Below are 25,046 nucleotides of genomic sequence, written 5' to 3' on the forward strand. Positions count from 1 at the left end.
CTCCTAGTACGAGAGGACCGGAGTGGACGAACCGCTGGTGTTCGGGTTGTGTCGCCAGACGCATTGCCCGGTAGCTAAGTTCGGCACAGATAAGCGCTGAAAGCATCTAAGCGCGAAGCTGGCCCCGAGATGAGTCATCCCTAGAGCTTCGAGCTCTCTAAAGGGTTGTYSTAGACTASRACGTTGATAGGCAGGGTGTGTAAGCGCTGTGAGGCGTTGAGCTAACCTGTACTAATTGCCCGTGCGGCTTAACCATACAACACCCAAGAGGTTTTGGGTTGGACTTAAAATAAAGCCAGTTGATTGTGGCGAGAACGAAACAGCTTTCTAGATTCGTGTTTTGACTGAAAAGTGAAGACACACCAAATTTTGCTTGGCGACCATAGCGCTTTGGACCCACCTGACTCCATGCCGAACTCAGTAGTGAAACGAAGCAGCGCCGATGGTAGTGTGGGGTCTCCCCATGTGAGAGTAGGACATCGCCAGGCYCTCATTGCTTATCTTGTTGATAGCTCGATGCTTTTGATATCTGCGATGCTCATGTATTGGCATACACTGCGCGTCTCGATTCAAAATCCTCATCGCATCAAACAAGATAATCTAATTAGAGCTTAATGTTGGGCTTTAGTTAGCAAAAATTTAAGCATCAAAGCAATTAAGTGTAAGACTTTGATGAAACAGAATTGGTGCGGAGTGGTAGTTCAGTTGGTTAGAATACCGGCCTGTCACGCCGGGGGTCGCGGGTTCGAGTCCCGTCCACTCCGCCACTACTTAGAAACCCTAGCTGAAAAGCTGGGGTTTTTTGCGTTTAAGCCCTGAGTAAATAGCTGCTTATGTTAACCCCTAGGGTACCAATTGCGACATGTGCGAGCCTGAGTGCCTGAACGTAACCCCTTCATATTAGACTGTCATCTATTACTGTTAAGCACTTAGCGTTAGCTAATCGTTGTAGATGATGCAGACATAAAAAAGCGCCTTGCGGCGCTTTTAATGGTTTAGGCCATGCCTTGGATGACCACAAACTTTTCTAGGAGCTGATCCTCGGTCTCGACATTATCGGGATCGGTGATAATGCACTTGGAGATCGGGCAAACCGACTGGCACGTCGGTTTGTCGTAATGGCCTTTACACTCGGTGCATAAATCGGGCTCGATCTCAAAGATCTCGGAACCCATTGAGATAGCCCCGTTGGGACACTCGGGCTCACACATGTCGCAGTTTATGCATTTATCGGTGATGAGTAGTGCCATATTACTTACCCGATGGGTTACGCGTATCTTGACCTGATTGTAGGTTACGCATCAGTAGCGCGTACTCTAGATCCATATCAGCGGGCACGGGAATAAACACGAAATGGCCGCTGCCTTTGGCATCGTCGATCGCTTCTGATTTGCGGTTTTCCATCGCCTCTAAGGTGAAATGCACATTGCCGCGTGGCGTCATTAGCTCCATGCTGTCACCGAGCATAAATTTATTCTTCACTTCCACTTCGGCCAGATCGCCTCGACGCTTGCCAGTGAATTCGCCGACAAATTGCTGCTGCTCAGAAATCGAGTAACCATAGTCGTAGTTTTGATAGCTATCGTGGGTATGACGGCGCAAAAAGCCTTCGGTGTAGCCTCGGTGTGCAAGGTTCTCGAGGGTATTCATCAGGCTCTCATCGAATGGTTTACCGGCCACGGCATCATCAATGGCTTGGCGATACACCTGTGCTGTGCGTGCGCAGTAATAGAACGACTTAGTACGGCCTTCGATTTTGAGCGAATGAACGCCCATTTGCGTAAGCCGTTCAACGTGCTGAATGGCGCGCAAGTCTTTTGAGTTCATGATGTAGGTGCCGTGCTCATCTTCGTATGCCGCCATTAACTCACCGGGACGTCCACCTTCTTCGAGCAATACTACGTCATCAACCGGCTCGCCTTTACCAAGTGTGGGAGTCACTTCTTGAACTTGTACCACCTGGCCAGCATCGTCTTCTTTGCCTTGATGGACTTTGTAGTCCCAGCGGCAAGCATTGGTGCAGGTACCTTGGTTTGGATCGCGCTTATTAATATAGCCTGATAGCAAACAACGACCAGAATACGCCATACAGAGCGCACCGTGAACAAACACCTCAAGCTCCATTTCAGGGCAGTGTTGGCGGATGTCTTCGATCTCTTCCAGTGATAATTCACGCGATAAGATCACACGCTCAATGCCTTGTTGTTGCCAAAACTTAACCGTGGCCCAGTTAATCGCATTAGCTTGCACGGAAAGATGAATCGGCATATCAGGAAAATGTTCGCGGACCATCATGATAAGGCCAGGATCCGACATGATCAGCGCATCCGGACCCATATCAATGATAGGTTTAAGATCACGAATAAAGGTTTTAAGCTTTGCGTTGTGCGGCTGAATGTTGCAAACCACGTAGAATCTTTTTCCCTGCGCATGGGCTTCGTCGATCCCAATTTTTAGGTTGTCGTGGTTAAATTCATTGTTGCGCACACGCAGGCTATAGCGTGGTTGACCGGCGTAAACAGCGTCAGCCCCGTAGGCAAACGCGTAGCGCATGTTCTTTAGGCTACCGGCGGGAGAGAGTAATTCTGGCGTCAACATAATTCCAAGCTTGAGTCTGAGTGTAAGTCAGGCACCTTCACGTTGAAGGTGAGTGTGGGCGCCATTTTACTGTGACATTGCCCACACTACCAGCCGAATTTACCTAATCTTTGTAAGGGTTAATGCGGTAAAGGATTAGTCGGTTTTCAGTCCGCCTAGCGCGGTAAATATGCCATCGAGCAAGGTGTCGAGCTCACCACACATGAGTGATAAATCTGCATCAAGGCGAGCAGCGACATCTTCGCGGTCAATATCGGCGTTTTGATCGCGGATTTCCTCTGAGAATTTGAGCCGCTTTAGGCTAAGGTCGTCGCCAAGAACGAAGTGAACTTGCTCTTGCCAATCCATCGATAACTTAGTGACTTGTTTGTCTGCCTCAAGGTGCGCTTGGATTTCATCACTGGTGAGATCTTGCTGCTTACATTTGATCACCCCACCTTCTTCGAGTAGCGCTTTAAGCTCGGCCTCATCACCGAGGTGGAAGCCTTGTGGGGCTTGGCCTTGCTTGACCCATTCTGTCATCGCTTGCTCGGTTGGTGTTTCCGTTTCAACCGGCACCACGGGCAAACTGCCAATCGATTTACGTAATAGGGCGAGCAGCTCTTCCCCTTTTTTAATGCTTGCCGCATCAACGAGGATCAAGCCTTTATCGGCCATAATCAGCGCACACATCTGGCTTTGGCGAGTAAACGCGCGTGGTAATAGCTCCATGACCACATCGTCTTTTAAGCTGTCTTTCTCGCGCTTTTTCAAGCGTTGACCCTGCGCTTGCTCCATGGCGTCCACTTTTTCTTCCAAGGCATCTTTAATGACCGAGGCAGGTAAGAGCTTTTCTTCTTTGCGAGCGCGGATCAGAATATTGTTACCGCTGATATGGGTGAGCATATCGCCGTGTTTACCCAACGCATGATCCCAGCCAAATTTTTGCATGTCTTGGCTGCCACACGGGGTAAAATCGAATTCTTTCAGCTGGCTTTCCAACTGAGCGGGATCGAGAGGAATATCACGGGTGAGACGATAGACGAGTAAATTCTTAAACCAAATCATGGCGAGGCTTTATCCATCCTGTTGTGAGAAAGGCAACATGGTATTGCATTCACTCTCGAATGTCGCTGCAATTAGCGTAGAATTTAACCCTACTCGCGTGTTGTGCGAGATGCACTTGCCGAACGCTCAAATAAAATGGATTACCCCAGCTGTGTTAAAAATCATTCATACCTCCGACTGGCACCTTGGTCATCAGCTTCACGGTTACGATCGTCAATATGAACATCAAGTCTTTCTCGATTGGCTCAAGCAATGTCTCATTGATGAGCAAGCCGATGCATTGTTAGTGGCCGGTGATGTGTTTGATACGGCGAATCCACCGGCAAGCGCATGGCGGATGCTGTATCGCTTTTTAGCCGACATAGCAAAAGCGTTGCCCCATTTAAATGTGGTGATCACCGGGGGAAATCATGATTCACCTAGCAAACTCGACGCCCCACATGAGCTTCTAAAAGCCTTTGATTTACACTTAATTGGTGCCATTGCCCGCGATAATGATGGGCGTTTAGACACCGAGCGCATGATGGTACCGATCACTGATAACAGTGGCGAGACGGCAGCATGGATACTCGCGGTGCCTTTTTTACGCAGTGGTGATTTGCGTACTGAAGGGTTGGGAGAAGAGGATGATCGTCTCATCGAAGGGGTTCGACAGGTTTATCAGCAAACCGAACAAGCGGCGCGCGCTAAGTGCAAAGGGATGCAAGCATTGATCGCGATGGGGCATGTATATATGGCCAGTGGTGAATTATCTGAGATGTCAGAGCGGCGTATTCTAGGTGGTAATCAGCATGCGCTGCCCGCTGATATTTTCAGTGACGATGTGGCCTATGTCGCGCTTGGGCATTTGCATTTAGCTCAGCAAGTCGCCAAACAAACACGGATTCGTTATTGCGGCTCACCGCTTCCCCTATCACTGTCAGAGCGCCATTATCGGCATCAAGTGTTGGCCGTTACATTAGAAGGTAACCAACTGCAGAGTGTGACGCCTCACATTGTCCCGCGTGCCGTGGATCTCTGGCGGGTGCCAGAAAAAGCTTCGCCACTTGACACTGTGTTAGCGAGCTTGGCAGCGTTGGCGCCGCAAGATTTGCCGCTCGCTCAGCAACCCTTACTCGATGTGCCTGTGCTGTTAGATAAACCACAGCCGATGTTACGCGAGAAGATTTTAGCCGTGCTTGAGGACAAACCTGTGCGTCTGGCAAAGATTACGCCGCATTATCGTGAGACGTCTCAAGATACGGGCTTTCGCCAGCAACACCTTTCCGACGTAGAACCGTTTCAGGTATTGCGTCATGGCTGGCAGCAAAAATACCAAGGTGAGCCGGATGAGGCGTTATCGGCGACGTTTTCTCACTTATTGGAGCAATTGGAACAGGACGAGGACCAATAAATCATGAAAATTCTGGCATTGCGTGGCGAGAATTTAGCCAGTATCCAATACCCGTTTGCGTTGGACTTCTCCCAAGGCCCACTCGGTGATAGCGGTTTGTTTGCCATCACGGGGAAAACGGGCGCAGGAAAATCGACGCTTTTGGATGCGATTTGTTTGGCGCTCTACGATAAGATCCCGCGTTTTCAATCCAATAAAAAACACGATGCCGATATTGGTTTGGGCGACCCGGCAACCCGCGTTAAAGCCAATGACGTTCGGAGTATTTTGTCTCGAGGCAAAGGCGAAGGTTATGCCGAAGTCGACTTTCTTGCTCATGATGGCAGCCGCTGGCGTGCACATTGGTCGGTGCGTCGTGCGCGAGGAAAAGCCGACGGTCGGATCCAAGCCAGTGAGCACTGGTTACAAAACCTGACCACAGACCAGCGTATTGCGGGCAAAAAACAAGAAGTGCTGAGTGAGATAGAGCGTCTAGTGGGGCTCAGTTATGAGCAATTCCGCCGTGCGGTAATGTTACCGCAGGGGGATTTTGCTGCGTTTCTAAAAGCCTCGGCAGATGACAGAGCGGCGTTGCTTGAACGTATGACAGGCACCGAAATCTACAGCCGTTTGTCGCAAATGGCGCATGAGCGTGCGCGTGAAGAAAAAAACGCGCTGGATCAGCTCACCCAACAGCTTGGGGATATTAATATACTCAGTGATGACGAAGAGCAACAACTGCACCAAGCGCAACAAACGTGTCAGCAGCAGATTCAAACGCAGCAACGGCAATTAAAAAAACTGAACGATTATCGCCAGCAGCACACGCATTTGGCGCAGGCGGAACAAGGGCTCGCCGCTGCCCAAAAAGCCTTGGATGAAGCCAGTGACGCGCGAAAAGGGGTGGCGGCGCGGCGGCAAAAACTGGATGACATTGCGCGCGTGCAAGTGGCCAGAGACGATTGGCAGGCTGTGCAAACGCGTCAATGGCAGCAGCAGGCATTAACGCAGGATCTTATTCACTTGGCGCGCGAAGAACGAGCGATAGCCGACGATTATGAGGTGCAAGCCGCGCACTGGCAAGATGCTAACCGAGGGGTCACGGAAGCGGAGCAAGCTTGGGCTGATATCGAACCTAAAATACGTGAGGCGCAGCAGCTAGATACGCAGTTGGCAGGGTTAGACAGCCAAATGCATGAGCAAAATATGGCGCTGAATGCACAACAGCAAAAGTACCGACACGCCCAACAAACACTCACGCAAACGCGTGAAAAATCTCAACAACAGGCGCAGCGAGCGCGCGTATTAGAGCAGGAGATTGCGCGTTACGGGGACTTTTCACATATTGCTGAGCATTATCAGCCAGTATTCGACAATCTTCGCCAATACTTAGACTGCCAAGACACCCTGACCGCGTTACAAGAAGAATATCAAACGCGTTACCGCCAACGTCAGCAGTGGGCACCACAACGAGAGAAAATCGACCAAGATATTGCGCAGGTCGATGACAGCAGCGTGCAATTGAAAACCAAGCGTCAGGCGGCAAACCCTGAATCCTTGTTCGCGGCACAAGAAGCCGACCAAGCACGTTATGCCAAGCTTCAGCAGCAAAAACGGCAACAAGAGTCACTGCTCCATGAGGCGCAAAATTGGCAATATTGGCAAGAACGCTGCCAGCATAACCATGTAGAGTTTGAAAAGCATGAAGCGATTTATCGCGACAGCCAAACGCATTTAGACCGACTTAAAGAGACGCTGACCCGTGAACAGGCCCAGGTTGATGAAGCGCAACATAGCTTGCAACAAGCAATGGCTGTTGTCGAGTTAGACGATCTTCGTCAAGCGCTGAAAGAGGGCGATCCGTGTCCGTTATGTGGGGCAACTGAGCATCCTTACTTGCATCACGCACCGGCAATTGAAGGCATGATCGCGCAGCAACAGTCGCGTGTCGATGCGTTGCAAGCCTCTTATAATCAACACAACGCCGAATACTATTACTGGCAAAAACAGCATCAACACAGCCAGCATGTCTGTGCCGAACTACGGGAGCAGGGCTTAGTGTGGCAGGCTGAGCGTCAGCAGTATGAGCACGGGCTACGCGACGCAATGGTAGAGCTTGGGTGGCAGTTGGCGCCTGAACAACCCCTCGATGAGACGTTGAGCGAGATAGAAGCGCACGCAAAACAAACCGACAGCGACTATCACGCTTGTTATCAGGCGATCACTGCACGTCAACACCAGTTAGCGCAAATTCAGCAAATGGATGCCGCGTTGAGTGATTTACAACACGCACGAGAACAGCTTGTTGCGCGCCGACATCAACTGGATCAGTCATTGACCGAGTGTGAGACGCGGCTGAGCGCCATTGATGAGCAGTGGCAGCAACAACACGAACAGCTGACGCGCGTTAGCCAAGCGCTTGATCAGCAACTCGGTGCAGGACAGTGGCTCACAAGCCTGCAACAGGTGGGCGCCGCACGTTATATTCGCCAGATGGAGCAAAAAATTCAGGGCTATCGTGCGCTGCAGGACGAAAAAACATCGCTTGCCACGCAAAAACAACAGATAGAGACCGAGCTAGCGTCATTAACCCAGCAGTGTCAGAGCCTGTCAGAGGACACGCAGGCACGGCAAGCGCAATTAGTGAATCTGGCGCAAGCGCATCAACAGCGCAGCGCGGCGCGTCAGGCGTTGATCCCCGATTCAGACTTGGCGGCGCTTGAACAGGCGTATAAATCAGCAATCGAGGCGCAAAAGACTAAGCGTGCGCAGGCTGAGCAAGCCTATAGCCAAGCCAGTGAAAAGCGGGCAGGGGTACAGGCACGTCAGCAAACCTTGCGGCAACAACAGCAAGAGGCTGCGCAACAGTATCGCGCCAGTGTTCGACGTTGGGTCCAATGGCAGCCGACACTAGCCATGCATCAATACGACATCCTCCAAGCTTTATCTTACTCTGAAACCTGGCGAGCCAGTGAGCGGGAAGCGATCAGTGAAGTAGAAGCGGCTTACCAAGAAGCTAACACGCGCTTAGACGAACGTCAGCAACAATTAAGCCATTGCCAGCAGGCGATGGCCGCGGCGCAAGTGTGGTTTGATGAGCAGCAGCTACCGGATGATGATGCCGCGTTGACCGCCCAGCACGATGCCTGGCAACACGCGTTAGAAGACGCCGAGCAGCAGCTGTTTACCTTGCGTCACCAATTAACCGAATCAGAGAAGGCCAAACAGCAGGCCGGATCGCTGACCGAGAAAATTGACGCGCAGCGTAGCCAAACGGAACAGTGGTTAAAACTGGCCGATTTAATTGGCTCGGCCAGCGGAGCTAAATTCCGTAATCTCGCACAATCGCTGACGCTGGCGCAGCTGGTCGAGATTGCCAATGAGCATTTGGCCTCATTATCACCTCGTTATGCGTTACAAACCGTGCCCGATAGCTTACTGGCGTTGCAAGTCGTTGATCATGATATGGGCGATGAAGTACGCAGTGTTGAGTCCTTATCTGGCGGTGAAAGCTTTCTGGTCTCTTTGTCACTGGCGCTTGCGCTGGCATCATTAGCGGCGGATACACGGCAACTTGGATCCTTATTCATAGACGAGGGCTTTGGCACACTGGATCCGGAAAGCCTGGAAATGGCGTTGGCCTGTTTAGACACCTTGCAAGCCGACGGGCGGCAAATTGGGGTCATTTCACATGTAGGCACACTGGTTGAGCGCATCGGTGCGCAAGTGCGCGTCGATAGTCAAGGTGGGGGCGCTAGCCGCGTCCTGGTCACACAGCAAGGTGTTGGCTAGGTCACAGCCTGTTAACACAACGCGAAATTTGCTCGCGTCGGGTCACAAAAATGTCATAATAAATGCACATAATGGCGCCAGTTAAATGATAACACTAGGTAATTATCATGGTTAGACGGATTCTCGTTGTTGAAGACGAAGCCCCCATTCGCGAGATGCTTTGTTTTGTCTTAGAGCAAAAAGGCTATCAAACGGTTGAGGCAGAAGACTACGACTCAGCGCTGGCGCAAATATGCGAGCCTTACCCAGAAATGATCCTCATGGATTGGATGTTACCTGGTGGATCTGGACTCAACTTGATTAAACATTTGAAGCGTGAAGAGCTTACGCGTCAAATCCCAGTGGTGATGCTGACCGCTCGGGGCGAAGAAGAAGATAAAGTTCGAGGCCTTGAAGTGGGTGCCGATGATTACATCACCAAGCCTTTCTCACCGAAAGAGTTAATCGCACGACTGAAAGCGGTCATGCGGCGTGTCTCACCGACCACGTTGGAAGATGTGATTGAAGTGCAAGGTTTAAAACTCGACCCGGTTTCACACCGTGTTACAGCGAATGATGATCCCCTTGATATGGGGCCAACCGAGTTCAAACTTCTACATTTTTTTATGACTCACCAAGAGCGTGTCTATAGCCGTGAACAGCTGCTTAACAATGTTTGGGGCACCAATGTTTACGTTGAAGATAGAACGGTTGATGTGCATATTCGTCGCCTGAGAAAGGTGTTAGAGGCGGGTGGACATGCTAAGTTAGTACAAACCGTACGTGGGGCGGGGTATCGCTTCTCAACACGTAGCTAGAACATCCCTTTAAAGGGGTGAGGCGATATGGAGATATAATGGTCGAACGACTGTCTTGGAAGAAGCTAGCCTGGGAGCTGGCTTTTTTTTATTTACCTTGGCTCGTAGTAGGTGGATTGTTTGGCGGCCTACCTTGGTTATTACTCGGCGCCACCGTAGCGATGCTATTGTGGCACTTGCACCAGCAAATAAAGCTGTCTGACTGGTTATGGAAAGACAAAAGCTTAACGCCCCCATCCGGTACGGGATCGTGGGAGCCTTTATTTAATGGTATTTATCGCTTACAAAAGCGTAACCGTCGGCGTCGTAAAGAGCTTGCTAACTTAATTCGCCGTTTTCGTAACGGCGCGGAGTCTTTGCCCGATGCGGTGGTGGTATTTGAGCGCGATGGCGCCATTGTTTGGTGTAACAAACTCGCTCAGGAGCTACTTGGCTTGCGCATGCCGGATGATAACGGCCAGCATATTAGTAACTTGATCCGCGCACCGGAATTTGTCAGTTATATCGCCAATGCCAATTACGATACGGCGCTGGAAATGCGTTCTCATCTGAATAGCGCTCGCACACTCGAATTTCGGACCATGCCCTACGCGGAAGGCGAATATTTGATGGTGGTGCGTGACATCACACAGTTAAAGCAACTGGAAGGTATGCGACGTAATTTTTTCGCCAACGTTTCGCACGAGCTGCGCACACCAATGACGGTATTGCGTGGGTACTTAGAAATGACGGAAGATCCGGATATGGTTGTTGGACCCATGTGGCCAAAAGCACATGGTGTGATGACAGAGCAATTATCTCGGATGGAATCCTTGGTTGAGCAACTGCTTACGCTGTCTAAAATTGAAGCTGCAGCCAAGCCCGATCTCGATCATCATGTTGATGTTCCCGCGATGCTCGATGTGCTGCAAAAAGAGGCTCAGGCATTAAGTGGTAACAGTGAGCATGTACTTACCTTTGACGTCGACACGGCGTTGAAAGTCCGCGGCAATGATGATCAGCTGCGCAGTGCGATCTCAAACCTTGTTTATAATGCGGTGAAACACACTCCCGCCCAGGCAGAGATCCAGGTGCGTTGGTATCGTTCGAAAAAAGGCCCGCGCTTAGAGGTTATCGACAGTGGTGAGGGCATTCCGCCACAACATTTAGACCGATTGACTGAGCGATTTTATCGTGTCGACAAAGCGCGATCGCGAGAAACCGGTGGCAGTGGGCTAGGGCTTGCGATAGTTAAACACGCGCTGAGCCACCATGATGCTGAACTGGATATTAAAAGCGAAGTCGGGATAGGTAGCACGTTTGCATTCACGTTGCCGGAGCGGCTCGCATGTTAAAACGCGTTATCTTGTTTGTTTGTCTCGTATGGAGTCTGGATGCGTTAAGCCAAACCCATCCTTTACCGGATTACCAACGTACCAGCGGCATATCCGGCAACTTAAGCTCTGTGGGCTCTGATACGCTCGGTAATCTTATGGCGGCGTGGACAGGCGGATTTAAGCGCTTGCATCCGGGCGTCAATGTGCAGTTGCAGACCCCTGGCTCGGCATCGGCGGCGCCCGCGCTGGTGGAGGGCACTGCGCAACTTGGGCCAATGAGCCGCGCGATGCGTGTCAGTGAGGAAAACGCCTTTCAAGCGCGGTTCGGTTACCCCCCAACCGCAGTCCCAGTTGCGATTGACGCGATGGCCGTCTATGTCCATCAAGACAATCCACTTCGTACTATCAGTTTTCAACAGCTTGACGCGCTCTTTTCCAGAACGCTGTGGTGCGGTGCGAGTGACCCTATTACAACCTGGGGGCAGCTGGGCTTAACCGGCCGCTGGCAGCATCGTGATTTACAGTTGTTTGGCCGAAATTCGGTCTCTGGCACCTATGGTTATTTTAAGCAATCAGCCCTGTGTCGCGGCGATTTTCGTGCCGATGTGAATGAGCAGCCCGGTTCGGCGTCGGTGGTACAGTCGGTGGCTTCTTCACTCCATGCTATCGGTTATGCAGGGATCGGTCATCAAGCCTCGGGCGCCCGTATGCTTGCGATTTCTCGTCATGGCGACAAAGCCGTTATCCCTAGTGACAGGGCGATTCGAGAAGGTAAGTACCCACTTACTCGACATCTCTATTTATATATCAACAAAGCGCCGCATCAACCGCTTGCGCCTTTAGATGCCGCATTTATGCGATATATTCTCTCTAAGCAAGGACAAAAAGCCGTCAGCCAGCAAGGATATATTCCATTGCCGGCAGAAACGGTACACGCACAGCGACAGGCGCTGGGATTGGATTAGTCGTTACAGGTCAACGCCCAGTTTACGGATTGCCAGTATTGTTTTTCGGCTTCAAGATCGGCGGCTAATAAGCGGTTATCTTGGAGCCACCTTGCAGGGAAATCGAGCTGCCATGTTCCTTTTTTATCCACATTCAGTGCGATATCAGGTAGTGGCTGGTCGTTACGTTGGGAGTGCAACACACAGGCTAACCGTAATGCGCAAATGAGGGTTTCAATCAGTTTCGGCTTAAACAAAGTAAACTTGGGCATCTCATTGAGCTTTAGCGCCTTTCGATGAAAGCGTGCCAATGTCGCGAGCACTGTCTGCTGCTCTTGATTAAAACCCGGCAAATTGGTGTGGTGTAAAATATAGGCTGAATGTTTGTGATACCCCGGATAGCCAATGCTCAGGCCAACTTCATGGAGCAGTGCTGCCCAGTTGAGCAATCCGGCGAGCTCGGACTTTTTACTGCCTTTATCCGGTTCTGCTTGCGCATAAAAGTGTGCCGCCGTTTGCTGTACACGTCGAGCATGACTCAGATCGATATTGTAGCGAGCCGCCATGTCATCTGTGGTGCGGCCGCGGATATCCGTACGCTGAAAACGATCTTCCATCTCATAGAGTAAACCTTCACGCAGTGCCCCGTCGGAAAAGCGCAGTGACTCGATGGCTAACGCATCAAATATCCCCGACAAGATAGCCACACCCGCAGCAAACACAGGTTGCCTATCGGCTGATAAGCCTGGCAAATTGATGCTCTCACTGGTTTTAAATGTCAGTAGCGTTTCAATCAAACTATCCAGGCGTTTGCGGGTGATTATGCCATCGTCGTCACCCAAGCCGATGATGACCTCACGAATCGCTTTCACCGTTCCTGAAGCCCCTAAAGCCACTTGCCAGCCTGCTTGGCGGTATTGGCTTGCGAGACTCTCTAGTTTTTGCCGAGTGGCGAGCTGAGCGGCCGCAAATTGCTTTGAGCTAATGGCCCCTTTGGGGAAAAACCGTTCATTATAGCTCACACAGCCCATGCGTTTGCTATTAACCAGTAGGGGGTCAAAGTTATCACCAATGACTAATTCTGTGCTGCCGCCACCAATATCGATGACGAGTTTGCGGCCGATATTTTGTTGGGTGTGTGACACGCCCATGTAAATCAAACGCGCTTCTTCCTCACCCGAAATAACTTCTATTGGGTAAGGGAAAACTTGACTCGCTCGCTGGATAAACGTCTCGATATTACGAGATTGGCGTAACGTGTGGGTCGCGGCAATGCGGACGTTATCCACGTCAATACCGTTGAGGCGCTCAGCGAACATGGCTAAACATTCCACGCCTCGATCAATCGCTTCATCGCTAAGACAATGGTGGCTGTCTAGCCCCGCAGCGAGACGAACGCGCTGTTTATGGCGGCTGACGATTTGAAGCCCTTCACCGACGACGCGTGCGACGACCATGTGGAAACTGTTGGAGCCGAGATCAACCGCAGCAATCTCGCGCGGTTTATCCTTTGACTGGGGGTGTGTCATGTTGCAACTTTTCCGCGTGTTTGAGTGCTTGGCGTTCTATGTGTTTGAGGTAATCATAGATCTCGACTTGTGAGCGGATCTTTTTCTTGTTACCGCGTTTAACATAGGCGTTAGACATGGCTTTGTCGATGACTCGTGCTTTGGCGCGATCGGCAAATTGAATTTCCAAGATCGCCATGATGCGATCTTTGAGTCTTGGATCGCGAATGGGTGCCCCCACTTCAATACGATTATCAATATTTCGGGTCATCCAATCGGCAGATGAAATATAGATATCACGTTCACCGCCATTTTCAAAGGCAAATACACGTGGATGCTCGAGAAAGCGGTCCACAATACTGATCGCCTTGATGTTTTGACTCACCCCTTTTACGCCCGGCACGAGCGAGCACATGCCGCGGACAATAATTCGAATTTTGACCCCTTCATTGCTGGCTTTGTATAAGAGATTAACTAAGCCTCTATCAACGAGGTTATTGACTTTAAGCGTAATGCCAGCTTTGCGTTTGGCGCGCGCATGTTCAATCTCGCGCTCGATCAATTTACACATTCGGCGGCGTGAGTTACGCGGCGACACAATCAGGTGGTTAAACTTTACTGGGCGATAAGGGTTCTCGATAAAGTCGAAAACTTTTCGGATCTCTGAGGTGAGTTGTTGATCGGCGGTAAAAAGCGCAAAGTCAGTATAGATTCGTGCCGTTTTTTCATGAAAGTTTCCGGTACCAATATGGCCATAATCGCGAAGTTCGCCATCTTCGCGGCGAGATATCAAGCACAGCTTGGAGTGAATTTTTAGCCCTGGCGTGCCGAATACCACTTTGACCCCTGCGTCGGTCAGTACCCGTGACCACTCGATATTGGCCTCTTCATCAAATCGTGCCTGAAGTTCAACCACCACAGTGACGCGCTTACCGTTATTGGCAGCATCAATCATTGAATTGATAATCCGCGAGTTCTTTGCCACGCGATACACGTTGATCCGAATGCTACGCACTTTAGGGTCAAACGATGCTTGTCGCACCAGTTCGGTCATATGCCGAAAGGTATGATAGGGGTAGTACAGCAGTATGTCGCGTTCACGTATGGCCCGAAACGCATTGTTTTGCAATTGAAAATCGGCACTCTCGAAAGGCGGCAGCGGTGCGTTTTCTAGATACTGGCGTCCCACATTGGGAAAGCCGATAAAATCACGAAAGTTATGATAGCGCGCCCCGGGTAGTACACTGTCATAATCAGAAATCTTTAAAACTTGGATGAGTTTGTTCACCATTTCAGGTGGCATATCACGCTGATACACAAACCGAACAGGCAGGGCGGTTAAGCGTTGGTCCAAGCTTTCTGACATATTTTCGAGCAGGCTATGTTCGACTTCGTTGGTCAAATCGTATTCGGCGTCACGCGTCATTTTCATCGCATAAGCGTCGACGGTATCGTAATCGAACAAACCACTGAAAATCTGATCAACACAGAGTCGAATAATATTGTCCAATAAGATAATGGTTTTGCGCTGCCGCTTTCCTTTAGGCTCAGGCACTTTGACGAACCGGTCCAGATCGTCGGTTGGGATCTCAATTAAGGCATATTTTGGCTCTTCACCGGCTTTTTTTAGCTCGACCGCTAAATAGGAATAAGCGTCTTTTAAAAAGCTTAAAACATCGACATCTTTATTGAGCATGATCGGTGTAATGTAAGGCAAGATATTGCTACGAAAATAGCGTTTGAGCCATTGGGCTTGATGCTCCGACAGTTGTCGTTCATTCACCAAAAAGATATTGCGGCGTGCCATTTCAAGCAAAATATCATTATATAGATGATCGAAATCTTGATTGAGCTTGACCACTTTCGCTTGAATTTTACTGAGTAACTCCTTGGCATGACTATCCACTCCGCGCTCTTCATCAATAATGATACGGCGTTTCACATCGGCAAATCGTACTTGATAAAATTCATCAAGATTGGATGAAAAAATACCTAAAAAGCGAACCCGTTCGATAATCGGCACGCTTTTGTCCGCAGCTTCCTGCAGTACGCGCTCGTTAAAGGAGAGCCAGCTCAGTTCTTTGTCGACATGATGGGAGTCTAAAGTCATAGCGTGTGAGAAAATCCTGTTCTACTGAATAAGATGGCTGTCAGCAAGACCGCTAAAGCGTCAGACAGCCTTTCAAGGGCTTTGTACAATACGCTGATGTTGGCTGCACTTTGTAGGAACGTATCCAGTGTGTCGATACGTGAAAACAAAATGCATCATGCGTGATCCTTAAGACGATTGTTTAAACAATTATTGAGGTCGTTCAAGGTGTTGTCTATGCTTCACGGCAGTAAACTCACGAAAGTGTGCCCAATATCAACTTGGGCCAGCCTAAAGTCCGTTTGTTGCATATTTATTGCGTACCGCTCAGCAACGCACCGTCCCAGTGTCGAGGCGTTAGCCCGCAAGAGGCAGTATGATTAGCCATCATCCACTTTTTTTATATGGATAATCATAGCGGGCCGATTTGTCACAAAATTGTCATTGTAATGAAATACAATCAAGAGCTTGATTAAAATAAGAGGCGCAAATGACCCACTCCTCACCATCACTTTCTGACACCAAACGTGCGCGACGTTTAAAAGATAAACTGACGCGTCAAACAGTGCGCTTTGGTGGTGTGATGGTACTAGTGACCTTGTTGCTGCTGTTTTTTTATCTTTTAACTGTCGTGATTCCGCTGTTTCATCAAGCCAGTGTGACGTTAAGTGAACGCTTTTCTGTCTCTTCACCTGGAGCGCCACGGTTTGTTGGCGCTGATAATCGTAATCAACTCGTTTATAGCTTGGATGAGACAGGCGTCTTGACGGTAGCGCGTCGTCCTCGTCAGTCATCGATGCCTCAACAGCCTCAACAGCCTCAACAGCCTCAAGAGAAGACAATTTTCCCGCAGGCTGAAACTGTCTTACAACGCGCGCTATCGACCCTCAGTGATCCTGCGATGAGTTGGGCTCAAGCAACGGCGCCTTTTATCGCAGTGGAAAATGCTCCCGGTGAAGTGGGCGTTTGGCAATTACGCTTTGGCAACGATGACCAAGCCAGTGATGCGGTGATCCCGCAGTTATCGCGTATATCTGCGTTTGGTGGACCCGTAACGGTGGATGCGAATAGACAGCCGCTGGATAAGATTGCCCTGGCGATACCGGATAGCTTGCATGGCCAGCCGATAGCGCCTGTGTTGGCGGCTGTGACTGCCGATAATCAATTGATGATCTACCGCGGCCAGCATAAAACATCATTCCCTTTGAGCGCGCCAGTCAATCAGTTGGCATTGTCGGGCGATGGACAACGGTTATTTATCCGTCAGCATCATACTTTATCGGTTTGGCAGGTTAATAATGACATGCCCATTAAGCGCGAACGCCTAGATCTCACTCATGTGAACGATAGCTCGGTGGTTAATATGACGCTGCTAGCGGGGGGACGCTCGTTAATACTGCAGCATCAAAATGGTGACTTGACGCAATGGTTTGATGTCCTCAAGAGCGGTGAGCCGTCATTGACCAACGTGCGTACGTTTTCGCCCGGTGCTGGGGTAAAAATAATAGCGCCAGAGTTACATCGTAAAAGCGTGGCCACTGTGGATGATACTGGGCAGCTGAGCTTGGTACATGTGACCAGTGAAAAACAGCGGCATTTTGATAAACGGTTTACCTCGGTCCCGGAGGTGCTGGCATTTGCTCCTCGCGCCAACGCCTTGATGGCGGTGACACAAAATCAGTGGCAGTGGTTGGCAGTGGATAATCCTCATCCTGAAGTCAGTCTCCATTCTTTATGGCAAAAAGTGTGGTACGAGGGGTACTCATCGCCGCAATATGTGTGGCAGTCGACATCGGCCGACGATAGCTTTGAAGCAAAGTTGAGTGTGGTGCCGGTGATCTTTGGCACACTAAAAGTGGCCGTGGTTGCCTTACTGTTCGCGGTGCCAATGGCTATTGGTGCGGCTATTTATACGGCTTACTTTATGTCATCAGGGTTGAGGCGATGGGTCAAACCGACGGTTGAGACGATTGAAGCATTACCTACGGTGATCATTGGCTTTTTGGCCGGCTTATGGCTTGCCCCTTGGGTTGAAGCACATATTGCTAGCGTCTTTATGTTGTTGATCCTGATCCCGTTTGTGTTGCTGGGGTTGAGCGCCTGTTGGCGAATGATCCCCCGCTATGCTCGCCGTCGCTTGCCGGACAACGCCCAAATACTGGTGATTATCCCGGTGTTGCTGTTAGTGGGGACAATGGCCGTGTCTTTAGGGCCTTGGATTGAGCAGATTTGGCTGGGAGGCGATGCACGTCAATTCATTACCCACGAGCTAGGCATTGGTTATGATCAACGTAATGCCTTAGTGGTTGGGATCGCGATGGGCTTTGCTGTGGTTCCCACCATATTTTCGATTGCTGAAGATGCGATTTTTTCGGTTCCGCCACATCTGAAGCAAGGTGCGTTAGCACTGGGGGCAACGCATTGGCAAACATTGATGCGGGTTGTGTTGCTCACCGCTAGCCCAGGGATATTCTCGGCGGTGATGATGGGATTAGGTCGCGCGGTGGGTGAAACCATGATTGTGTTGATGGCCACAGGGAATACACCGATTATGGATTGGAACCTGCTCGAAGGGCTTCGGACCTTGTCGGCCAATATTGCGATCGAAATGCCAGAGTCCGAAGTGGGGAGCTCGCATTATCGTGTGTTGTTTTTAACCGCGTTTATTTTGTTTGTTTTCACCTTTGTCTTTAATACGTTGGCTGAACTTGTTCGTCAGCGTTTACGCGACAAATACAGTCACCTTTAATTGAGATGAGAGTGCGCATGCGTCCATGGATAAAATCTGGCACGCCTTGGGTCTGGATGACGGCAGGGATGGTTAGCGTCAGTCTTATTGCCATTCTCGGTGTCTTACTCTTGCTCGGTGTTCGTGGCTTAGGCTATTTTTGGCCCACACCGGTGACCAGTTTTGAGTTACAGACGGAACAGGGCGTAGAAACTGTCGTTGGTCAGATTTATCGAACCGATGAGGTTGATGCGACTCAGCTTATCGACGCCGGTGTTCGCTTACCCGCATACCGGCAATCCGCGTATCAGCGCTTGGTGGTTAAAATTGGCAACCGTGAACGAGAAGGGCTCGACTTTCGTCAGTTACTTGCGTTTCAGATAAAAAGCCAACACACGCCGATTGAGATGGCGATGATTGAGCGAAGCGAGAACGGTGTCTTTTATGGCAAGCCAACAGCGTATATTGATCAAAGCGGTACACGTCATGGATTAGTGATTTCTGCGCTGCGTCAGCAACTGGCGGATTTGGCGGCACGTCGTGATGCAATCAATAAAATTGAACAAGTCCATCTGGCAGGGGTGAATTATCAGCTCGAACAGTTGCGATTAGAGGAAAAATCTCGCGAACTTGAGGGGACGTTGGACAAGCGCGCCCAATCGCAGATTGCATCCCGCCGCACGCAGTTGCTCACTCAGTATCAACAACTGGAGCAAAAGCTCGCACAGCTGCGGGATAAACAAAAAACAGGGCAATTGGTTGTCGAAGATAGCCATGGTGATGAGGTCGCATTGCCGCTCGAGAATGTGCTAAATATTTGGTACCCCAATGCGATGAGCGGCGTCGATAAGCTGACATTTTGGGGGCACCAAGTGGCGGCTTTTCTATCTGAATCACCGCGTGACAGTAATGCCGCAGGTGGGGTTTTTCCGGCGATTTTTGGCACCGTTTTTCTGGTCTTGTTAATGGCAGTGATTGTTACCCCTTTGGGCGTGGTCGCGGCGATTTATCTGCATGAATATGCGCCTAAAACGGCGTTCACTCGGTTGATTCGGATTGCGGTAGTTAACCTCGCTGGGGTGCCATCCATTGTTTATGGTGTGTTTGGTTTAGGCTTTTTTGTCTACTTCATTGGTGGCACCATTGACGATATCTTTTATCAAGCGGCGCAACCCGCGCCTGTGTTTGGTACGCCAGGCATTCTGTGGTCAGCGTTAACGTTGGCGATCTTAACCTTACCGGTCGTGATAGTCTCAACAGAAGAAGGGCTAGCGCGTATTCCTACAAGCGTCCGTCATGGTGCCTTTGCCTTGGGTGCGACCCAATCTGAAATGCTATGGCGAGTTGTCTTACCGATGGCAAGCCCGGCGATGATGACGGGGTTAATTTTAGCGGTTGCCCGTGCCGCCGGTGAAGTGGCGCCTTTAATGTTGGTTGGGGTGGTGAAAGTGGCGCCTTCTCTGCCGGTTGATGGCAACTTTCCTTTCTTACACTTAGAACGGAAGTTTATGCATCTCGGCTACCATATTTATGATGTGGGCTTTCAAAGTGCGCATATTGAGACTGCGCGACCTTTGGTGTATGCGACGTCGTTTTTACTCGTGTCTGTGATCGTGGCACTGAACTTATCCGCGATCGGTATCCGTCATTATTTGCGTGAAAAATATCGCGCATTAGAACTGTAACGATAAGGATCCTGCTCGATGTTTTCGATAAACCCGCCTATAGGCGCCACGCCGAGCTTAGATTTGGGAAACTTACCGAACGAGCAAACGGCGTTAGCTATTCGGGATTTGAATCTTTATTACGGGGCGACTCAAGCACTGTTTGATATCAGTATGCGTATCCCGAAGGGCAAGGTCACAGCGTTTATTGGTCCTTCTGGATGTGGGAAGTCGACCTTACTGCGTTGCATTAACCGCATGAATGATTTGGTGGATGGGTGTCGCGTGCGGGGCGAAGTCACCTTACATGGGCAAAACATCTATCACCGCGAAGTTGATGTGCCTGCGTTACGCCGTCAAGTCGGTATGGTATTTCAGCGTCCTAATCCGTTTCCGAAATCCGTTTATGAAAATGTCGTTTTTGGATTGCGGCTGCAAGGCATTCATGATCCCCGAACCTTAGATGATGCGGTGGAGCGTTCACTGCGAGGTGCGGCGCTGTGGGGTGAGGTAAAAGATCGTCTTAACGATAATGCGTTTGGTCTTTCAAGCGGACAGCAGCAGCGGTTGGTGATCGCCCGAGCAATCGCGATTGAGCCAGAAGTGTTATTGCTGGATGAGCCCTCTTCGGCGCTGGATCCTATCTCAACGCTGACGATTGAAGAGTTGATCAACGATCTTAAAAAACAATACACAGTGGTGATTGTTACCCATAATATGCAGCAGGCGGCAAGGGTGTCAGACCAAACTGCCTTTATTAATATGGGCCGCTTGGTAGAGTACGCGGATACTGACACCTTGTTTACCACACCAAAAAATAAACAGACGGAAGATTACATCACCGGTCGCTACGGATAAGGAGCAGGCCTTGGATAATTACAATATTAGCCGCCATATTTCTGGCCAATTTAATGCTGAGTTAGAAGCGATTCGCACTCACGTCCTAGCGATGGGGGGGCTGGTGGAGCGTCAGCTCACCGATGCTCTTCGTGCCATGCACAATCAAGATGAAGAGCTAGCGCGCCATGTGATTCGTGAAGATCACAAAGTCAATGGCATGGAAGTCGCCATTGACGAGGCCTGCACACGGATTATTGCTAAGCGCCAACCGACGGCAAGCGATCTGCGCCTGGTGATGGCAATCATTAAAACCATCACGGATCTAGAGCGTATTGGCGATGTGGCTGATAGCATCGCGAAAATGGCATTGGACAATGCCAGTCATTCTCAGCAACCTTTTTTGGTTTCTCTAGAGGCATTGGGTCAGCGTGCTGCCAAAATGCTGCATGACGTACTGGATGCGTTTGCGCGGATGGATATTGATGCGGCCATGAAAGTCTACCGTAAAGACGATTCTCTCGATCGTGAGTATGAGGGAATTTTGCGTCAGTTGATGACCTATATGATGGAAGATCCTCGTTCTATCCCTAATGTGCTAAAAGTGATGTGGTCAGCGCGTGCGATCGAGCGCGTGGGCGATCGCTGCCAGAATATTTGTGAGTACATCATCTATTTTGTAAAAGGGAAAGATGTTCGTCACATTCAAAAAGAGGAGCTCGAAAAGCTCCTCAAATAGGCGTTTAGTCGTTATCGATCCACTCACTGACCTTATCAGGGACAAAACTTTGGTCATGAAGCGGCATGCGCACATAGCCCTCTTTGCTGATCTCGGGAAGAATAACGTCTGGGTATTCAATCTCTTGATAGGGGATCTGGGAGAGAAGATGCGCGATACAATTAAGTCGCGCATGCTTTTTATTATCAGCCTCCACTACCCACCATGGACTTTCCTTGGTGTCGGTATAAGCAAACATGCGATCTTTCGCCTCACTGTATTGCACCCAGCGGCTGCGTGATTCCAAATCCATGGGACTAAATTTCCAGCGTTTTATTGGCGTGTTTATTCGCTCGGCAAAACGCTTTTCTTGTTCTTCGTCGGAGACGGAAAACCAGTATTTGAGCAAAATAATCCCCGAGCGGATCAGCATTCGCTCAAATTCAGGGCAAGTGCGGAAAAACTCTTCATATTCTTCCTCGGTACAAAACCCCATGACACGTTCTACACCGGCTCGGTTGTACCAACTGCGGTCGAATAAAACTATCTCTCCACTCGCTGGAAGGTGTTCGATATAGCGTTGAAAATACCACTGTGTGCGCTCGCGTTCCGTCGGTTTATCTAGTGCAACCACACGGCACACGCGTGGGTTGAGTTTTTCGGTAATCCGTTTTATCACCCCACCTTTACCGGCGGCATCTCGCCCTTCAAAGATCACCACGACTTTCAGCTGTTTGTGTTTTACCCACTCTTGTAATTTGACTAGCTCGGTTTGCAACTCAAGTAATTTTTTTTCGTAGTGTTTTTTGCTGATTTTAAGGGGCTTTTTATCCGACAAAGCAGCACTCCTTTTGTGAAAAACATCATTTCAAGTTAGGAAACTCAACGGTGAGATGCAATATCCTTATCTCTAGGGCACAAGCTTCTCGACAAAAAGGTTTGGTCAATCACAGTATGATGAGAGCGGCTGGCGTATTGCATTTAACTGAATCGAGCGACTGCCTGCTTTACCGCCCTGACTTGCATGGGATCAGTGATGGGGTAACCGATCTTTTCACCTTCACCCATCGTCGCCATCGCATGAGTGTGGGCGGCGCTTGCTTGTGTGGTACGCGCGGACAGGTGGATATCTCGTGCGCCGGTATGAGCGATGATTTCTGCGGCATTATGCGCTGTGATCCCGGCACCTGGCATGATCCGAAGCGGCGTATGACGGACGTAATCGACCCAGGCTTTTAGTGTTTCTTTGCCTTGCTCGGCATGGTTGGCACCACCTGAGGTCAGAATACGTTCCACGGCAGGTCGCGCGATGAGGGCGTCTAACGCTGCCATTGGCTCGGTGCAATGATCAAACGCCCGATGGAACGTCACCCCCATACCTCGGGCTTCGGCCAGCATGGCATCGAGTAACGTTAAGTCTACTGTCCCATCTGGGCGTAAGGCGCCAATCACCACGCCATGACAGCCAGTTTTGCGGGCAGTGGCAATATCTTTAAGCATCACTTCAGCTTCATCATGGCTATAAACAAAGTCCCCTTCTCGTGGACGTATAATCGCGTAAATAGGCACGCGATCTTGTTGCATCGCTTGATTCAGGGTGCCCATACTTGGCGTGAGGCCACCGAGCTTGAGTGAAGCACAAAGCTCGATACGGTCTGCGCCCGCTTGCTGAGCAATCGATAAAGATTGGATACTATCAATACATACTTCGACGGTGACGGTCATAGGTGCTCCTTGTTTGAACGGTCTAGCATAACCGTGACCAGAGCAAGCGTCATGAACAAATCAGACAAGGTGTGACATGTAGAGAAACGGGAGGGAAGGAAGGCGTTGAGAGACAATAAAAAAGGGCCCGGTTTAACCGGGCCTCATTATACTGTTACATTGCTCAGTGCGGGGCACATAACCTTATTACAGGTCGTCAGTGTGCTCAGACAGATACGCGGCAACACCTTCAGGTGACTCAGCCATACCTGCTTTACCTTCTTCCCACTGTGCAGGACAAACTTCGCCATTTTTCTGGTGGAAGTTCAATGCATCAACCATACGTAGCATCTCGTCAATGTTACGGCCTAGTGGCAGGTCGTTAACGACTTGATGGCGAACAACACCGTCTTCGTCGATCAAGAATGAACCACGGAATGCAACGCCCGCTTCTGGGTGTTCAACATCGTATGCTTTACAAATTTCGTGCTTCACATCAGCAACCAGTGGATATTTTACTGCGCCGATACCGCCATCATCGATAGCTGTCTTACGCCATGCGTTGTGTGAGAACTGAGAGTCGATAGACACACCGATTACCTCAACACCTTTAGCTTGGAAATCGCTCAGGCGCTTATCGAATGCGATCAGCTCTGATGGGCACACGAAAGTGAAGTCGAGTGGGTAGAAAAAGACAACTGCTTTTTTGCCTTTGGTGAACTCTTTCAGGTTGAAGTTATCAACGATTTCGCCATTACCTAGTACGGCAGCGGCAGTAAAATCTGGTGCTTGACGACCTACGAGTACCATATCTCAGCTCCTATTTAATTGTTGTCCTGATAATCAGGTTCCTATATAAGCGAGACAAACTATAGCTAACTTGTTAGATTGAAAAAAGTGGAATTAATAGATTGTTATAATCGGAAAATACGATTGTTTAAAATATGACGTTATGAACAAATATCCTTCATTAAAGCAGCTACACTATCTGGTTACCCTGTCAGAAACGCGTCACTTTGGTGAGGCGGCGAAATTATGCTTTGTCAGCCAGTCGACACTGAGCGCAGGGATTCAAAATCTAGAAGAGTTGATTGGAGCACAGCTGATTGAGCGTGACAATAAAACCTTAGTCCTCACCGGCATGGGTGAAGAGGTGGTACGCCGAAGCCGGGAGATTCTCGCCCGTAGCCAAGATCTTATGGAGCTAACGCAAGTTAAGTCTGATCCCATGCATGGTAAGGTGCGTTTAGGGTGTATTCCGACCATTGCACCTTTTTTACTCTGTGATGTGGTCAAGCAAGTCAATCAACACTATCCAAATTTAGATTTACTGCTGCGCGAGGATACTACCGCCAATTTACTCACGGCGCTTAAACATGGCGAAATGGACATATTGATCCTTGCACTCCCCATGGATATTGGCACCATGACGCGTCGAATTGTTGGCCGCGATCCCTTTAAAATGGTCATGAGCGGCAAACAAGCAGCACAGCTTACATTGCCCGTTGATTATGAATCCCTCCCCGATGAGTCTGTCTTTTTATTAGAGCGTGAACACTGTCTCACCGACCATGCTGTCTCTGCCTGTCAGATGACTGCCTCGCAGAAGATTAATCCTTTTATGGCGACCAGTTTACATACCTTGGTGCAAATGGTGGCCAACGGCAATGGTGTGACCTTTATACCGCAAATGGCGATTGATCATGGTTTAATTGCTAATTTAGATGTGCATCTAGAAACCCCACCAGGAAAAGCAGCCTATCGTGATATCGGCATGGTATGGCGGCCATCTTCCAGTCGATTAGAGACCTTTAATAATCTCGCTGATCTGGTGACAGGACTGCTTTCCCCAACAGGTAAAGACATATTGACCGAAAATCAGTGATAAATTCTATATTAAAGGTAAAAAATTAGTTTTATATTCTGTTTGAG

Annotated in this window: 18 protein-coding genes, 1 tRNA gene and 2 rRNA genes; 13 read left to right on the forward strand and 8 right to left on the reverse strand. The window is 49.7% G+C overall.

All coding sequences use genetic code 11. The features are described from left to right. From BZG81_RS14450 to BZG81_RS14460, 3 genes are all read left to right on the forward strand, one after another. A 23S ribosomal RNA gene (locus BZG81_RS14450) occupies positions 1-256 on the forward strand; the annotation flags it as partial. Between the two features lie 116 nt (positions 257-372). Further along, positions 373-488 (forward strand): 5S ribosomal RNA (gene rrf / locus BZG81_RS14455). Positions 489-690: 202 nt separating this feature from the next. Further along, positions 691-767: transfer RNA gene (locus BZG81_RS14460), tRNA-Asp, on the forward strand. Positions 768-995: 228 nt separating this feature from the next. Here the strand turns inward: BZG81_RS14460 and BZG81_RS14465 are convergent. The 3 genes from BZG81_RS14465 to rdgC all read right to left on the reverse strand — a co-directional run bounded on the left by BZG81_RS14465 (position 996) and on the right by rdgC (position 3,642). Continuing rightward, positions 996-1,250, reverse strand: a complete 255-nt coding sequence (locus BZG81_RS14465) for a YfhL family 4Fe-4S dicluster ferredoxin (RefSeq protein WP_021022889.1) — start codon at positions 1,248-1,250, stop codon at positions 996-998. 1 nt (position 1,251) lies between these two features. Further along, positions 1,252-2,598 (reverse strand): prephenate-dependent tRNA uridine(34) hydroxylase TrhP, encoded by a 1,347-nt coding sequence (gene trhP, locus BZG81_RS14470; RefSeq protein ID WP_021022890.1) that lies wholly within the window; start codon positions 2,596-2,598, stop codon positions 1,252-1,254. 135 nt (positions 2,599-2,733) lie between these two features. After that, positions 2,734-3,642, reverse strand: coding sequence for a recombination-associated protein RdgC (gene rdgC, locus BZG81_RS14475; RefSeq protein WP_025744607.1), 909 nt, complete (start codon positions 3,640-3,642; stop codon positions 2,734-2,736). 40 nt (positions 3,643-3,682) lie between these two features. Between rdgC and BZG81_RS14480 the strand changes: the two genes are divergently transcribed. The 5 genes from BZG81_RS14480 to BZG81_RS14500 all read left to right on the forward strand — a co-directional run bounded on the left by BZG81_RS14480 (position 3,683) and on the right by BZG81_RS14500 (position 11,887). Next, a complete protein-coding gene (locus tag BZG81_RS14480; protein WP_236719536.1) occupies positions 3,683-5,038 on the forward strand; it encodes an exonuclease SbcCD subunit D C-terminal domain-containing protein in 1,356 nt (451 codons plus the stop codon). A 3-nt stretch (positions 5,039-5,041) separates the two neighbouring features. Continuing rightward, complete coding sequence (locus BZG81_RS14485) at positions 5,042-8,809, forward strand: AAA family ATPase (protein WP_077677721.1); 3,768 nt, start codon at positions 5,042-5,044, stop codon at positions 8,807-8,809. A gap of 107 nt (positions 8,810-8,916) precedes the next feature. Continuing rightward, positions 8,917-9,606 (forward strand): phosphate regulon transcriptional regulator PhoB, encoded by a 690-nt coding sequence (gene phoB / locus BZG81_RS14490; RefSeq protein WP_021022894.1) that lies wholly within the window; start codon positions 8,917-8,919, stop codon positions 9,604-9,606. 38 nt (positions 9,607-9,644) lie between these two features. Next, on the forward strand, positions 9,645-10,940 hold the full coding sequence (gene phoR, locus BZG81_RS14495) for a phosphate regulon sensor histidine kinase PhoR (protein WP_021022895.1): 1,296 nt from the start codon (positions 9,645-9,647) through the stop codon (positions 10,938-10,940). Continuing rightward, positions 10,934-11,887, forward strand: coding sequence for a PstS family phosphate ABC transporter substrate-binding protein (locus BZG81_RS14500; protein ID WP_021022896.1), 954 nt, complete (start codon positions 10,934-10,936; stop codon positions 11,885-11,887). The genes phoR and BZG81_RS14500 overlap by 7 nt, the downstream gene beginning before the upstream one ends. Here BZG81_RS14500 and ppx read toward each other — a convergent pair. Further along, complete coding sequence (gene ppx, locus BZG81_RS14505; RefSeq protein ID WP_077677722.1) at positions 11,884-13,395, reverse strand: exopolyphosphatase; 1,512 nt, start codon at positions 13,393-13,395, stop codon at positions 11,884-11,886. The two genes, BZG81_RS14500 and ppx, sit on opposite strands and share 4 nt — an antisense overlap. Beyond that, positions 13,370-15,484, reverse strand: coding sequence for a polyphosphate kinase 1 (gene ppk1 / locus BZG81_RS14510; protein WP_077460253.1), 2,115 nt, complete (start codon positions 15,482-15,484; stop codon positions 13,370-13,372). Before ppk1 ends, ppx begins: the two co-directional genes overlap by 26 nt. A gap of 469 nt (positions 15,485-15,953) precedes the next feature. Between ppk1 and BZG81_RS14515 the strand changes: the two genes are divergently transcribed. From BZG81_RS14515 to phoU, 4 genes are read left to right on the forward strand one after another with little or no spacing between them, the layout of a single operon-like run. Further along, the gene (locus BZG81_RS14515) at positions 15,954-18,212 is read left to right on the forward strand and encodes an ABC transporter permease subunit (RefSeq protein ID WP_077677723.1); all 2,259 of its coding nucleotides are present in this window, start codon (positions 15,954-15,956) and stop codon (positions 18,210-18,212) included. A gap of 17 nt (positions 18,213-18,229) precedes the next feature. Further along, positions 18,230-19,876 carry a phosphate ABC transporter permease PstA gene (gene pstA / locus BZG81_RS14520; protein ID WP_077677724.1) on the forward strand — a complete coding sequence of 549 codons (1,647 nt, stop codon included), beginning with the start codon at positions 18,230-18,232 and terminating at the stop codon, positions 19,874-19,876. A gap of 18 nt (positions 19,877-19,894) precedes the next feature. Beyond that, entirely contained in the window at positions 19,895-20,713 is an 819-nt protein-coding gene (gene pstB / locus BZG81_RS14525) for a phosphate ABC transporter ATP-binding protein PstB (protein WP_021022901.1), read from the forward strand. A gap of 10 nt (positions 20,714-20,723) precedes the next feature. Then, positions 20,724-21,431, forward strand: coding sequence for a phosphate signaling complex protein PhoU (gene phoU / locus BZG81_RS14530; RefSeq protein ID WP_021022902.1), 708 nt, complete (start codon positions 20,724-20,726; stop codon positions 21,429-21,431). Positions 21,432-21,435: 4 nt separating this feature from the next. Here phoU and ppk2 read toward each other — a convergent pair whose 3' ends face one another. The 3 genes from ppk2 to BZG81_RS14545 all read right to left on the reverse strand — a co-directional run bounded on the left by ppk2 (position 21,436) and on the right by BZG81_RS14545 (position 23,924). Beyond that, positions 21,436-22,248, reverse strand: coding sequence for a polyphosphate kinase 2 (gene ppk2 / locus BZG81_RS14535; RefSeq protein WP_077677725.1), 813 nt, complete (start codon positions 22,246-22,248; stop codon positions 21,436-21,438). A 143-nt stretch (positions 22,249-22,391) separates the two neighbouring features. Next, positions 22,392-23,135 (reverse strand): copper homeostasis protein CutC, encoded by a 744-nt coding sequence (locus tag BZG81_RS14540; RefSeq protein WP_077677726.1) that lies wholly within the window; start codon positions 23,133-23,135, stop codon positions 22,392-22,394. 186 nt (positions 23,136-23,321) lie between these two features. Further along, positions 23,322-23,924: a peroxiredoxin C gene (locus BZG81_RS14545; protein ID WP_021022905.1), complete on the reverse strand. Its 603-nt coding sequence runs from the start codon at positions 23,922-23,924 to the stop codon at positions 23,322-23,324. A gap of 142 nt (positions 23,925-24,066) precedes the next feature. On the opposite strand from BZG81_RS14545, the gene BZG81_RS14550 reads away from it, so the two are divergent. Next, positions 24,067-24,999, forward strand: a complete 933-nt coding sequence (locus tag BZG81_RS14550) for a hydrogen peroxide-inducible genes activator (RefSeq protein ID WP_077677727.1) — start codon at positions 24,067-24,069, stop codon at positions 24,997-24,999. The last annotated feature ends 47 nt before the right edge of the window (positions 25,000-25,046 follow it).

It is taken from the genome of Salinivibrio sp. MA607 (assembly GCF_001996245.1).
Taxonomy (GTDB): Bacteria; Pseudomonadota; Gammaproteobacteria; order Enterobacterales; family Vibrionaceae; genus Salinivibrio; species Salinivibrio costicola.